Origin of the sequence: Aquimarina sp. Aq78, from assembly GCF_900299525.1 — a bacterium.
Lineage (GTDB): Bacteria > Bacteroidota > Bacteroidia > Flavobacteriales > Flavobacteriaceae > Aquimarina.
On the sequence record NZ_OMKA01000007.1, the window covers coordinates 139,304 to 152,842 of the forward strand.

The following is a 13,539-nucleotide window of genomic DNA, read 5'->3' on the forward strand; positions in this document are numbered from 1 at the left end:
TCTACTTTGTGCAAGCACCCTCTTGTACAGATGTAAGTAGACTCAGTTCATTACCGAATTTTGAATAAGTGTTATATTTTTAATTTTTCCACAAAAGGTTTTTCCGTTTGGAGCACCTATGTAATCAACTGGACATAGCATTTGTATATTTTCGCTGCCGATAAATTGATTCTCCACATACAAACTTGTCTTTCCTTGTTCTCCTACTATTTTTATTTTGACCATTTGGTTCATAGGGATTTGATAGTCAAAAATAATAACTTGTGGTCTATGAGAAGTCAAAGGGGTTTTTCCTGCAGTTTGGTTAGCTCTTACTATAGCCAACCCACGTTTCGTAGTTGTTTTTTTATCTTTTTTAAATTCAAATTCCAAATCTGAATAAATAGTCGCTAATTCGGAAGAAAAAAGCACATCTTCTTTTGTGCCTTCTTTCGTTTTTTCAACAGTTAACTCCAATGTCCAAGGATACTCAACATTTTTAATTTCTTTTCCAATAGAGGTATTTTCTTTTTCTGTTAAATTGATACTTTCTTTATTGAGGTAAATTTCTTTTTTATTGGTAAAATTACGCTCCAATACTTTTGTCATTGGAATGCTTGTTAACTTTTCAAGTTGTTGATTATATTCATTAAAAGGAAGCTGGGATTTTGTGCCCCACATTTTTTCAGAGAAAATAAGAATAGAAGGTGTACATAATCTTGCAATTTCAGAAATTGAAAAGCCTGTTGGTCCAAAATCATTCCAAATATGCATTTTACTCCCTAATAGTCCTTGGCTTTGCTTAGCCAGATTTTGTTCTGTTTTGTCACTAAAAATCTCGGGAGTCCATTTTTTATATACAAATTCATTATCCACGCCATAATAAGGTGCGCCAGGCACTATATACGTATAATAATGAGTAGAATTAATGAATTGATAACCACGTTTTGATTTATCTTTCGCATCACTTGTTTCCCACATATCAATAATAATATCTTTATCAATTTTTGTATCTCCTGGCATATGTTCAAAACCTGACCAGATACGCGCGACTTTATCATTTTTCTTAACAATCTTATTGAAATGGTTGACGTATTTTCTAAAGGTATTCCCAATATGAATTTTTAAAGAATCATCTTTGATACTATTAATACGATACTCGTCTGTACCCAAATGAAAATCAGGGGCATCAAAGTAAGGGATTACTTCCTCCAAAATCTCTTCCATAAAAACATAAGTGTCTGGATTGGTAATATCTAGATAGTTAGGACTTAACCATTTGCTTTTAAGATCAGGTCTAATATTAGTGAAGGCTAATGAATGTCCTGGAGAGTCAATTTCTGGAGTAATCGTAATCCCATAGGAATGTGCAAAATCTTGAAGATCTCTTATTTGCTCCCAAGAATAATATCCATCTTTAGCTGTAAGTTCTGGATAGTGTTTGCTTTCTAAACGATAAGCACTATATCCTCCCCATGAGTTGTCACTTAGGTGCAAATGCAGTTCGTTCATCTTTACCCATGCCATTATTCTAATAAAATCTTTTAATTCTTCAATTGTAAAAAACTTTCGGGCAACATCAATTAATAACATCCTCTTCTCGTATACAGGGAAATCTTCAATAATTCCTCTTGGTACAGTGTTTTTGTATTGATCCTGAGAAAGTAATTGCAATACGGTTCTAGAAGCATACACTAGAGCACTATAAGATGAAGCTTTTACTATGGTTTGTTGTCCAAGAGTAATTTTATAAGCATCTTTATGTTCATTAATAGGCACATAATTAGTATCAAAGAAAATAGAAAGAGGTTCCTTATTACCAGATGTACCGAATTTTGTAGTAAGACTTTTAAGCTCTTCCTTAAATCGGTTCAGAAAAATTTGTTCTTTCGTTAGCGTTCCTTCACTCCAGTTTACCGTTATTGAATTAAATCTTATCTCTTCTGCTAAATATTCCCATTTTTGGACAGCTGGCACAACATTTAATCGTTGTTGGGCAGAAATTGGAAATAGAATAATTATTAAGAGTATAGTTAGTATCGTTTTTATCATTTCGTTGGTACTTTTTAGATATCACCAAGTGCAAAAATGGGGATAACATCCTCACTTACATTATTTTGCGTTGTGACAGGGAAGATAGGTTATGTAATCTAACAAATGTTGTGCTGTTTTATTTTAATTCCATTAGTACTCGTTGTGAATTACCTCCGTAATAGTTTGAATCATTTTTAATAATCTCGAACCCTATTTTTTTATAAAAATCAACTGCAGGACTATCTGGTTCGGTGGTCAAAACAATACTGTTAATATCCAACTCATTAATTTTTTTAATAACGGTCGAAATTAATTTTAAACCTATTCCTTGTTTTCTAAATTTCTTTTCAGTTGCCAGAGCGAGTATCCAGCCAACTTTCTCTTTAGGATTAATTCCTCCAAGAACATATCCTGCTATTTCCTTTTCTTCATTTTCGGCAACAAGAAAATAATCTGAAAATAAATCATAATACTGTCTAATTACAAATAAAGGATAGTTCATTGGGGAAAATACATTTTCCTCAATTTTGTAAATTCTCTCCAGTTCACTTAATGTTACCGGTCTTATCGATATTTTCATTTTGCTTTTCTTTCTGAGTTTTTTCTTTTGAGGTTCTCTTTTTGCATCAATCCTAATGCCCAAATCGCAAGTCCAAAATATAAAATGATTTCTCTAAATTCTAGTATTGGATCTAAGAATTCTAAATTCAAGAAGTTGTCGATTAGAAATAAAACTCCTCCGATTGCTAAAACTATAAATCCTATTATCTCTAATATATTTTGATTTTTCATTTAGTTGTGTTGTTCTCAATGTTGTTTTTTGTGTATTTGCTAACCTTCTGCGTATAGTGTCGTTTTTATCATTCGAGAATATCTCTAATCTCATTTATGAATTTTAATGATTCGGTTTCAATTTGCTTTGTTAAGACACTTGTATTATCAAAATTAAGCTTTTCTACTATTATATGGTCTATAATAGAAAGACTGCTATCAATTGATTCTGCCAAATGGTATTTATCCCAACTGCTGTCTTTAAATAACTCCCAATATTTCTTCCTAATATTTTTATTTTGACCCGATAAACAAATTTCAAATCGCATCATCTTATGATTGAATATTATGACAAATTTTAATTTTTGTTTTTTCAATTCCTGAGTAGTCAAAGAAAAATAGGAAAAATCCATATTCCCTTGATAAATGTTTCCTATTATAAAATCTGAAGCATATTCATTACGGAAATAAGTTCTTAATTCTTTGATGTAATTTATCAATTGACCATAATCCTTTTGTATCTGTCCTTCACTGATTTGCTTTCTATAATTGGATAAGTTTCCCTTATTTAATGTCGTATCATTTTTATCAAATTTAATTTTATTACTTTTTTCAAGAGGGATACATATGTCTACTATAAATTTTTGTTCAGGATGGGTTTTATGATCATTATGGTACACTTCAAAATAATCTCCATCTCTAAAGTTATATTCATTCTCTATCACCCATATACAAATACTTTCCCATGCTTTTGAAAAGTCTTTTGCTTTAATTTCATAATGTCCAATAGCATAAATACCTTTTTGGATCACAAGTGGTCTGATTTCTCCTTCTGCTTCAATATCCTTATTAATGGTAACGCATGCACTATATCTTACTTTTGAAGTCTGGGTCACATTAGGGTTATCGTGATACACGGTAATTGCTTTAAAATCAGACACACTCAATACTTCTTTTTTAGTTCCCCATTCCATTAATCTTTGATACATATTACCAATTTTATCAAATTCTCCAATATGCATTATACCAGCAAGTTTTATCTCATGCAATTCTTTTACCATTATTTGAGCATTCATATCAATCCATTTTTTAATGTTATCAATGCTGCAAATGTATTTTTCCATTGTTAGAGGTTCTATACCAATCTTGCTAAGTACACTTATTCCTTCCGATTTAAACGCAGTAGGGCTAATACCATAATATTTTTTAAATGACCTTGAAAATGAGCTTTCACTATTAAAACCATAGCCGTAAGCAAGTTCCTTTATAGATTTACTACTATCCACTAACAAGATAGATGCAATACGTTCTATTCGCTTTCTATTGACGAATTCGTTTAAATTTTCACCTACAATAGCTGAAAATACTCTATGAAAATGATACGATGAATAATTGGCTTTTTCGGATAGCCGTTCAAGTGATAAATCTGCATCAAGATTCTCTTCAACGAAATCCAATACGTAGTTTATTCGTTTGATATATTCTCTACTTGTCTTGCTTATTTCAGATTGCATTTCTTCACTTGATTTTAATACAATTAAACACAATGGTTTGTGTATGAAACATAGCATAAATAAGCACGAACCTTTCGACTCAGCACTCATCAGCTATCTTTTACATACTATGTCAGGTTTAGTTTTATTCCGAAAGTTCATTAATCATTTTTTGGGAATACTCTGATGCCCATTTTTCATTTTCGGTACAATGTTCAATTGTTTTTTCAAAATATTCTATTGCTTTTTCTATCTTCTTTTCTTGTTGATAGATTACAGCCGTTCCATAATATCCGCCAAAATAGTCCGGATAATCACTTTCTAAAACTGAAAACAGTTGTAATGCGTCATTTTTTTTATTAGCATTAATGTAGCTAATTCCGAAATTAAATAGTGCCCCTTTCGATACATTATAATTTAGAGTATCTGTTTTTATTTTGTTGTACAAATCAATTCCGTCAGTAATTCCATTCTGGTCTATTTCCTTTTCTAAAACTATCTCAAATGGCATTCTAAATTTACTATCTGTAAAATGACTTATTAAAGCTTTTGCTCTATTTGGTAATTCTTGTCCTCTTTTATTTCTATTGGTAAATATTGCTACAGAAATATTCTCACTAGGTATTCTAATGACATGACTTCCGAAACCAGTTGATGAACCACCGTGTTGCAAAATCTTAACTCCTTTGTCGTAATTGACTATCCAACCATATCCGTAGCCATTTTCATTAGATTTTCCGTTTTCATCGTAATTGTAAAAAGCATTATCTAATTCAGTTTGTGAAATCAGTTTATCCGAATACAATACTTTATCCCATTTATAATAGTCTAAAACAGATGAATAAACGCCGCCATCTCCTTGAATAGCACTTGTCATACTTTGGTCTTTGGCAATTATCGTAGTGTCTTTAACCACATAACCGTAAGCTCGATTTTTAATTTCTTTATCTATTTCAAGAACTCTGGAATTAGTCATATTTAATGGTTGAAATATTTCCTTTTCCATAAACTTTGCAAATGACATTCCAGATATTTTTTCAATGACTTGAGCCAAAACAGCATAACCAGTATTACTATATGCATATTTTGTGTTGGGATAGAAATACGTGCTATCGGTTTTCAAAAGTCCGTTTAATACGTCTTTGTCCAACATTTGTTCTGTTCTGTTTTTCTCGATAAAACGATTGTATTTTACTAAACCAGAACGGTGTGTCAAAATATGTTTTATGGTAATATTTTTTCCATATTTAGGGAATTCAGGAAATATATCGGTAAGTTTTGTTTCGTAAGATAGTTTGTTTTGATTTATCAAAATCATTATTGCCAATGCTGTAAATTGTTTTGTGACTGAAGCAATTCGATAATTTGTTTTTGGTGTTGCGAGTATTTTACTTTCTAAATCTGCGTATCCATAACTTTTTGCAAATTCAATTTCTCCATTTTTTATTACAATAATACTTGCGCTTGGTTTACTTCCGCTATAATCTTTAAATAAGTAATCGATAAACTTAATGTCGAAATTTGAATTTATTTTATTCTCACTAACATTTTTTGATGAATTACATCCTAAAAATAAGATTGAAAAGATTGATATTAATTGAATGTACTTCATTTTTTCTAATTATGCTTAACATCTCTTGTATTGTAAGTTTACTTCCCAAAGAGAGCATATACATTATCCAAATTGTTATGCTCGGTTATTTATAGGCTTTTCAGCTTTTGTAATAAAATCTTTGATTGCAAACCTAAGTTTGTTAATCCTCTATTATAATTTCTCATTAGGATCACTCCGTATTGACTTTCTTTTTCAAAAAGAAGGGAGCAATTGTATCCTGCAACTGCTCCAGGATGTCCAACCGTTGAAATTGTGCTATCCTGATAGAGAAAAAAGCCCAGGCCGTATTTTCCATCTGGCGTTTGCTTGCTTTGCATTGTGGCTAAACTTTCCTGTTTTAATATTGCCTTATATCCCATAGTACAGGCAATGAATTTTGCCAAATCATTTGGCGTAGAATAAATACCGCCATTTGGCACTTTATATCCTCGACCCATATGTTCCAGTTCAGATTTGGTGTTAATTTCACCGATTGATTCATGTTTCATCCCTTTTGCAAGATCAACCATCCTATTTTCTGGCACTACAAAAAAACTATTGGTCATATTTAATGGCTTAAATATTCTCTCTTTAACCAATTCGATGAATGACTTATTTGCCGCTCGAGAAAGAGCAAATCCCAAAATCCCAAATCCGATATTAGAATAATTAAATTCTTGTCCTGGCTTAGATATGAACGATGTTTTAGGAATTGATTGTAAAATCTTACTTTCCCAACCTTCAATTGGACCAGATGCGGCATCTTTTAATTTAGGCTCTTTAATTAATCCAGAGGTATTACTTGCAAGTTCTTGAAATGTAATTTTAGTCGCATTTGAATATCCTTTTAACTCTTTAATTTCTGGCAGATACTTCTCTATGGGGTCATTTAATTTAATCGTTCCTTCTTCAACCAATTGCATCATTAAAAATGCAGTAAAGGATTTAGAGATTGAACCTGTACGATAAATAGTGGTAGAATCGGCCTTTGTTTTATTATCAATATCTGATAATCCATAAGCACCTGACCAAATGATTTGATCTCCTTTTACTATAACAGCAGAGATACTCCCTTTGACATTATCATCCTCTACATCTTTTTTAATCTTGTTCCCAAATTCACTAATTATAGTTTGAAGATCATTTCCTTCTCGGTACTGTGCATTTGAAGGGATATGATATCCAGCTAATACAATTATCAAAATTGTAAATAAAGTCTTACTCATAGCTTGTATTAACTGGTTTAAATTGAATATAACGTCTCGGCTACGGCAAGTAGTACAGGCAAGAAAACTTTTCGTTTCCGTCTGCGCTGATAGCCAAAGCTTTTTGTTTTGTTTTTATCTTTTTCATTTTAAAAGCCAAATCCAAAAGATTTGACGGACTTGGCAAATACGTCGAAACCATTAAATTAAGCACTTTTTGCCCTATTTGCTATAACCATCAACTGACTTTTTCACTTGAGCTTGGTTTCATATTCGCCTAAAACGTTATAAATTTTATCTAAGGTCAGTCGAACTTCTTCATCAAAATCCGTGTCGGTGTTTATTAAAACTATTTTACCAATCAAGCTTTCAGGATTAAAATACATATACGCCATAACACCTGGGTCATAACCATTATAACCAATTCCCCTTTTCGAGTAATCCATAAAAATACCCGTGTTTGCGTCAACTCCTTCTGGGAGTTGACTTTTAATCAATTGCTTTTTAAATATCTCATTATAACTTTCTTTTGATAATAAACTTCCGTTTCCTGAATAGCCTTTTATTAACTCAGACAAATATTTTCCCAAATCGGTGCTTGATGTAATTAGTCCACTTGCGGGAAATCCTACCGTTGTATAATCCGCCATAATTTGTTTGTTAGTTGCATATAATGTCGAACGGTTCTTTGATTCGATATATTTAGCAGTCCAGCTTGACGAGTTCATTTGTAAAGGTTCAAGAATGTATTTTGTGGTAAATGTTTGATAGGGAATTCCAGTTGCCGATTCAATTACAAGTGCACATAGGTTTGACCCAACATTTGAATAATCAAATTTTGCAGACGGTTTATTTGCGGAATAACTTTCGCCATTGTTCAGGTCGCCTTTTTCGGTCAATAAACTTTTTAAAAAATCGGCAAGTGATATTTTGGTTTTAGGTTCATTGAAATAATCTGGTATTCCTGTGCCTTTTTTATGGTCTTTATCAATAAGTATGTAATCGCTTTCCCAAAAACTATCTGAATCGGTTATTGAGGACGTGTGGATGGCCAATTGTCTTATCGTAATAGGTGTCTCTGGAAAGTTTGGGTTTGATACTTTAAATGGAAGATATTTATTTATGGGTTCATCAAGATTAAGTTTGCCCATTTCTTGGGCTTTAAACAATGAAAGCCCAATCAAGGTCTTTGAAATTGAGGCAATGGGTTGAACGGTTTGGGTCGAATATGGTTTTTGGGTTGTGGAGTCTGCCAAACCAAATCCTTCATTATAGAGAATCCCAGTAGAATCTACCATTGCGACAGAAAATCCAACTATTTTTCCTTTCTCGTTGATTTTGCTAATATTAGCAGTCAATGAATCTTTAATTTCCGAATAGTCCTTTGTGTTCTTTTTCTTAGAGTTATTTTTTTGTCCGCAAGCAATTACCAAAATGAAAATTGAGAGGACTAGGATTGTTTTATTCATTAAACTTTGTTTTTTTAGCTTGTTGGGTAACCTTCAGTGTATGAAACGTAGTATAAAAAATACACTATATTTTGGTTTAGCACTGAGCCAAATTTTTATATTTTGTTTTCAATTTTTCTCATTTTAAAAGCCAAATTAAAAATTTGGTGACTTTGCAAATAAACATAGATCTTTTGATTAAGCCCTAAAGCTCTATGTTTTTTTATACATTGTTAGCTGTAGTATTTTTTTCAATCGTTAATGTATAATTATCAAATCCGATTCTTTTCTACAAAAGTTTTTTATCTTTCCTTTTGCGTCTATTAATAAATAATATGTGATATTTTTTCTTTTATAGTTTTCCGAGATAATTATATAGAAATTCTCAAAGTCAGTTTTTTTATGATAAGGTTGAGAAATTTTCAAATTAGGATAACCATTACTGTTTGATTTTTTAATTCTGAACTGTTTTTTATCCACGTTTTCATAATTCATAACATGAGTTGGCGAATCAAAATCCATTTGTTCCAGAGCATAGGTTCCATAAATTTCCAATTCTTTTCCATCCACTAATAACACCCCTGTTAGACATTCGTTTACTTGAAATTTATATGAACCGGAGTGGAAGTTTAAAGTATATTTGGGAACTTTTATTTGCTTTTTTACTGGGAATTTTGTCAATAGACTGTCCTTGTAAAAGTCAAACGCTATTTGTTCAAAAAAGAGGATTTCAACTTGTCCAAATGCAAAGCTGTAACTTAATGTCAATAAAATTATGATGAATTTTTTCATATTACAGCTAACGTCTCGGTTATGGTTTGTTGTGGAATGGCACTCGATTACGATTCAGGATAAAAAGTCTAAGATAGCAAATGTGCGTAAAATTCCGCTAAGGGATTTTGCCACAATAAACTCATAGGTATTGTTACCACATGTTTTTGTTATTCTTTTTTAAAATTATAATTCAACCAGTCATTTGCCATTGGCAGCATTTCCTTCGTAAACATATTTTTCAGTTCGACTTTTTGAAAATAAGTACAACCAGAACAAACAGAAACTAATTTAGTTGACTTTTTTATTTCCGCAATCAAATTCAATTCCGTTTCACTGAGTTTATATTTTCTGAGTTCAGTCAATTTTTCAAGAGTAATAACTGACATATATTGTTCCGCTTTGTTTTCAGATTCAAGTTGTTTTGAAATCCATTTATAATTTTTACTATTCAGTTTCTGAGTGTACTTTTCCACAGTTTTTGATGGTTTTCCTCCAAAAAAACAGGCAAATCCAACTATTTCATTTTTGTCCACGTTGTCTTGAGCATTCACAACGCTCAAAATTCCGATTAAAAAAACAATGTTTAATAATTTAGTTCGCAATTTTTTTCTAATATGTGGTAACATTTAATGTATGTGTCGTAGCTGTGCAAAATGTTATCTAACTATCGACCTTTTCTGCGCATTGATTACTATTTTTTTTTGCAAGCATTACGCCATTATAAATATACAAGAACCAATCGATTAATGACCAATCAACTATGACTACATGTATCGTGTTGTAGCCAGTTATTTTATCAGAATCCACCATAAATACGATACCAGTTTTTGTCAAGTTTCCAATTGTTTTTCGGATTCTCTTTTACTTTTTGTTCAAGGTCAGCAATTCTTTCTTTATCATCTGAATAAACAAAAAGAGTAGAAGATGAATCGATAAAATTTCTAAAAACCCAGAATTGAATTGTAACTGAATCATTTTCTTTGTTCTTAAATACCCAAACATCATTTCCTCCATTTGAAACTATTGGGAACTCAAATGGTAATTCAAAAAGTCCATTTCCGCTTGTTCCTTTTCCTTTTATTTCATTCCGCTTAATTTGTACAACAATTTCAGTTCGTTTATTTTTCAAAATTGTCCAATCCGTTTTTTCAATTATTCCGTTCGGGATTTTTCGTTGGAAAGTCAGAACGAAGAGTAGAGCAAAAACGATTACTTTTAAAACTCGAAATATTGTCAAGTTTTTACGTTCTCTAATCAGTTTTGTAATTTGAATTATTGTTACAAATCCAAAAATCAAACTCATTCCGAGCCAAATGAAAGCAAGTATGAAAAAATTTGTGTAATAGTAATTAATCAGCGTAATTAAAATCCAAATTACAATTATCCAAATCAGAGTTTTCTTTTTTATCAATGTGGTTCGTTTTAATTGGCTACAACGTTCCGGCTATGAGTAGTTGCGTGGTTTAGCACTCAACTTTGCAAGTACACACCAAGCTGAAAATCCGAGAGGATTTTCAGAAGTAGGCGAGAACAAGCAATTAATTATAGCCATTGTTGGGCATAGTTATTTTTCTCGGTTCAACTTCTTTGCATATATATCCTTGGTTTTCGACAAAACTTTCGGGTAAATTCATTAAGTAATTCCCTCTCAACTGCCATAAAATCAAAGTTCCATCTTTTAGGAAAATCCATCTTGAAAAGCTCCTTTTAGAATTTCGGTACTCTGTTAGTTCGTAGAAAACTGCATTTCCATACTTACCATTGTATTTATTCTTGTCAATTCCGTTATCAGTCAAATCTTCCTTAAAATTCTTTTCCGCTTCTTTACTCAAAGATTGGGATTTAACCCAATGTATTTCTCCTAAACAACTGTCACAATCCAATGTGTATTTATAAATAGGATTTTCTTTTAATAATGCTATTAATTTATCTTTTTTGTCAATAATGTTTTTGGGTGAATTTAATAGTTTATTTGTTCCAAAAATTGTGTAAAATTCTATGTTCTTTGAAATAGTAGGATCTTTTAAAGACATTTCAAGGCAAGTTCTACCAAAATTTCTTCCCCATTCAATAGAAGACATATCAGTAATCTCTGCCTTTTTAATTTCAAATTCCTTTTCCAATAGCTTAAATGTACTTGAATATTTATTTCTGGCTTGAATGTAGTTTTCTTTGTCCTCAATGTAAGCTCTGTAAATTTTATTTATCAAATGGTAATTAAAGTTATTTCCGCTTAATCTTTCTTTATTACTATGTTGGCTGTCAGGTAATAAATTGGCAATTAATTCTGAAATTCTATGATTATAAATTTTTTGCCTTTTAAAATGCCAAGGAAGCATATAGGGATATTGTCCATTTGTTGACAATGATAATGTGTCATTTTCCTTGATTAAATGAACATAAACTATGGGATAGTCATCAGTCCAATGTGAACCTTGAATTGTCCAAGCTACTCTATTAGCTTTTTTAATGTCTTTTATTGTATTGATTGCAATTGAATCTATCTCTTTTGTGGTCTTTCTATTATTTTTATATTTAGCCCAAAGTTGTTCTGCATTCTGGTTAAGCCACAATGAATCCTTACCGAAGAAATTCAAAGGGTTATTTCTTGAATCTGAAGGATTGTTAAGCAAATAGATAAGTTCAGGGATTAATTTAGAATCAACTTTCTTAAGTATCGAGTAAGGTTTATCTATAACTGTAATCAATAAATCTTCTTTTTTGATTTGATATTTATTGTCAAAATGTGACCAACCACCATATGCATCTCCTATCACTATTTTGTCCCAATCAGTAAATTCATTCTTTCCCTGTCCAATTGCTATTTGGATTCCGAAAAGAAAGATTAATATGATTGAAATTGGTTTGTTCATAATTATGCCCAACGTTTAATATATGTGTCGTAGCAGGGCAAAATGTTACCCTGTTTTCGACAAAAACTGCGCATTGGTTGCTAACTTATCCCTTTTGCAAGCATTGCGCCTTACCAAAAATACACGAACCATTCGATTCATCCCTTAGCTGCTATGATCACATATATGTTGTTGGCAACAGTAATTATTTTATATTCCATATCTGGCTAGAGTTCAAAGTGTACGTCCCAGTAAACCAGTTTATTGTTATTCTATTCACTTTAATACTTTTGCACTCTACACAATCATTTAATTTCATTCTAAATTCTTTTGGAATTTTATTATTCCAAGATTTCATAGAGAATAAAGTTTTATCATTTTTATCAATTCCAGAAATCTTAAATGCCAATATTTTAAACTTAATATTCTTTCTTTTTAGAAAGTTCGAATTTAGTTGAATAGAGTCAAGTTTGTTCGTAGCTAACTTAATATTAAAGAGTTCGATTTTTATATCGTCTGATTTTTCGAATTCAGAAGTAATTTTTTCTCTTTCCTCAAGACTTTGTGAAAAGCTAGAAAATTGGATAAAAACAAAAAGTATTAGAAAATGTACTTTCATTATTTTTTATTGTTGCCAACAAGTAAATAAACACACCTATTGTGCTTATTTTTATAATTAGTTTTAAAAATACACTTTTTAGAATAAAAAATTCAGTTTTCAAAAAATATCACAAATAACTGATAATCAATATTTTTATTTACTTTCAAACGACTACAAACGGTTACAAGCGAAAATAAACACTTCCTAACCGAATCCAGACGAGGCCTCACTTTATGTTTGCAGTATTGAATTAAAACAAGCTTTTCTTATACAATACAAGGAGTTTATAAAATTCGATACTCATTAAAAAATTCCTGAAACGCATTCAGGGCAAGGTATTAACTGTTTAACACGTAAAATTAAAATTATGAACACGCTAAAAAACAAAGTACAGTTGATTGGAAACTTAGGACAAGAACCAGAAATCGTAAGTCTTGAATCTGGTAAAAAACTCGTTAAATTCTCTATTGCAACAAACGATCATTATTATAACAAAGAAGGCGATAAAATCACAGATACCCAATGGCACAATATCATTGCCTGGGGTAAAATTGCAGATATCGTAGATAAATATGTAAACAAAGGACAAGAGATCGCTATCCAGGGAAAATTAACCTCTCGTAGCTATGAAGATCAAGAAGGTCAAAAACGATATATCACAGAAGTAGTTTGTAATGAACTATTGATGTTAGGAAATAAATAGCCCCCAATTTATTTGAGTATATATTATAGCTAATCAAAAAACCGCTTAACAGAAATGTTAAGCGGTTTTTACACGATATAACTTG

At 31.2% G+C, this 13,539-nt stretch carries 13 protein-coding genes; 1 reads left to right on the forward strand and 12 read right to left on the reverse strand.

Annotated features, from left to right (window positions below):
* Positions 1–42: 42 nt before the first annotated feature.
* The 12 genes from DG435_RS08930 to DG435_RS08985 all read right to left on the reverse strand — a co-directional run bounded on the left by DG435_RS08930 (position 43) and on the right by DG435_RS08985 (position 12,769).
* Entirely contained in the window at positions 43–2,031 is a 1,989-nt protein-coding gene (locus DG435_RS08930; protein ID WP_106793268.1) for a glycoside hydrolase family 20 protein, read from the reverse strand.
* Between the two features lie 118 nt (positions 2,032–2,149).
* Positions 2,150–2,593 (reverse strand): GNAT family N-acetyltransferase, encoded by a 444-nt coding sequence (locus DG435_RS08935; protein WP_106793269.1) that lies wholly within the window; start codon positions 2,591–2,593, stop codon positions 2,150–2,152.
* Complete coding sequence (locus DG435_RS08940) at positions 2,590–2,805, reverse strand: hypothetical protein (RefSeq protein WP_106793270.1); 216 nt, start codon at positions 2,803–2,805, stop codon at positions 2,590–2,592. The genes DG435_RS08935 and DG435_RS08940 overlap by 4 nt, the downstream gene beginning before the upstream one ends.
* 68 nt (positions 2,806–2,873) lie before the next feature.
* Positions 2,874–4,298 (reverse strand): GyrI-like domain-containing protein, encoded by a 1,425-nt coding sequence (locus DG435_RS08945; protein ID WP_159025633.1) that lies wholly within the window; start codon positions 4,296–4,298, stop codon positions 2,874–2,876.
* A gap of 124 nt (positions 4,299–4,422) precedes the next feature.
* Positions 4,423–5,889 carry a serine hydrolase domain-containing protein gene (locus tag DG435_RS08950; RefSeq protein WP_106793272.1) on the reverse strand — a complete coding sequence of 489 codons (1,467 nt, stop codon included), beginning with the start codon at positions 5,887–5,889 and terminating at the stop codon, positions 4,423–4,425.
* 89 nt (positions 5,890–5,978) lie between these two features.
* A complete protein-coding gene (locus tag DG435_RS08955; RefSeq protein ID WP_106793273.1) occupies positions 5,979–7,097 on the reverse strand; it encodes a serine hydrolase in 1,119 nt (372 codons plus the stop codon).
* 230 nt (positions 7,098–7,327) lie between these two features.
* Positions 7,328–8,545: a serine hydrolase gene (locus DG435_RS08960; protein ID WP_106793274.1), complete on the reverse strand. Its 1,218-nt coding sequence runs from the start codon at positions 8,543–8,545 to the stop codon at positions 7,328–7,330.
* Between the two features lie 237 nt (positions 8,546–8,782).
* Positions 8,783–9,316 carry a hypothetical protein gene (locus DG435_RS08965; RefSeq protein WP_106793275.1) on the reverse strand — a complete coding sequence of 178 codons (534 nt, stop codon included), beginning with the start codon at positions 9,314–9,316 and terminating at the stop codon, positions 8,783–8,785.
* Positions 9,317–9,465: 149 nt separating this feature from the next.
* Positions 9,466–9,924, reverse strand: coding sequence for a hypothetical protein (locus DG435_RS08970; protein WP_106793276.1), 459 nt, complete (start codon positions 9,922–9,924; stop codon positions 9,466–9,468).
* Between the two features lie 170 nt (positions 9,925–10,094).
* Positions 10,095–10,709, reverse strand: coding sequence for a hypothetical protein (locus DG435_RS08975; RefSeq protein WP_159025634.1), 615 nt, complete (start codon positions 10,707–10,709; stop codon positions 10,095–10,097).
* Positions 10,710–10,836: 127 nt separating this feature from the next.
* The gene (locus DG435_RS08980) at positions 10,837–12,171 is read right to left on the reverse strand and encodes a hypothetical protein (RefSeq protein WP_106793278.1); all 1,335 of its coding nucleotides are present in this window, start codon (positions 12,169–12,171) and stop codon (positions 10,837–10,839) included.
* 184 nt (positions 12,172–12,355) lie between these two features.
* Complete coding sequence (locus DG435_RS08985; protein ID WP_106793279.1) at positions 12,356–12,769, reverse strand: hypothetical protein; 414 nt, start codon at positions 12,767–12,769, stop codon at positions 12,356–12,358.
* Positions 12,770–13,118: 349 nt separating this feature from the next.
* Between DG435_RS08985 and DG435_RS08990 the strand changes: the two genes are divergently transcribed.
* Positions 13,119–13,454, forward strand: coding sequence for a single-stranded DNA-binding protein (locus DG435_RS08990; protein WP_106793280.1), 336 nt, complete (start codon positions 13,119–13,121; stop codon positions 13,452–13,454).
* Positions 13,455–13,539: the final 85 nt, after the last annotated feature.

Bases quoted from the DNA above. Each gene is read 5' to 3' on its own strand.
- DG435_RS08930 (WP_106793268.1), bottom strand. From the start codon at position 2,031: ATGATAAAAACGATACTAACTATACTCTTAATAATTATTCTATTTCCA.
- DG435_RS08935 (WP_106793269.1), bottom strand. From the start codon at position 2,593: ATGAAAATATCGATAAGACCGGTAACATTAAGTGAACTGGAGAGAATT.
- DG435_RS08940 (WP_106793270.1), bottom strand. From the start codon at position 2,805: ATGAAAAATCAAAATATATTAGAGATAATAGGATTTATAGTTTTAGCA.
- DG435_RS08945 (WP_159025633.1), bottom strand. From the start codon at position 4,298: ATGCAATCTGAAATAAGCAAGACAAGTAGAGAATATATCAAACGAATA.
- DG435_RS08950 (WP_106793272.1), bottom strand. From the start codon at position 5,889: ATGAAGTACATTCAATTAATATCAATCTTTTCAATCTTATTTTTAGGA.
- DG435_RS08955 (WP_106793273.1), bottom strand. From the start codon at position 7,097: ATGAGTAAGACTTTATTTACAATTTTGATAATTGTATTAGCTGGATAT.
- DG435_RS08960 (WP_106793274.1), bottom strand. From the start codon at position 8,545: ATGAATAAAACAATCCTAGTCCTCTCAATTTTCATTTTGGTAATTGCT.
- DG435_RS08965 (WP_106793275.1), bottom strand. From the start codon at position 9,316: ATGAAAAAATTCATCATAATTTTATTGACATTAAGTTACAGCTTTGCA.
- DG435_RS08970 (WP_106793276.1), bottom strand. From the start codon at position 9,924: ATGTTACCACATATTAGAAAAAAATTGCGAACTAAATTATTAAACATT.
- DG435_RS08980 (WP_106793278.1), bottom strand. From the start codon at position 12,171: ATGAACAAACCAATTTCAATCATATTAATCTTTCTTTTCGGAATCCAA.
- DG435_RS08985 (WP_106793279.1), bottom strand. From the start codon at position 12,769: ATGAAAGTACATTTTCTAATACTTTTTGTTTTTATCCAATTTTCTAGC.
- DG435_RS08990 (WP_106793280.1), top strand. From the start codon at position 13,119: ATGAACACGCTAAAAAACAAAGTACAGTTGATTGGAAACTTAGGACAA.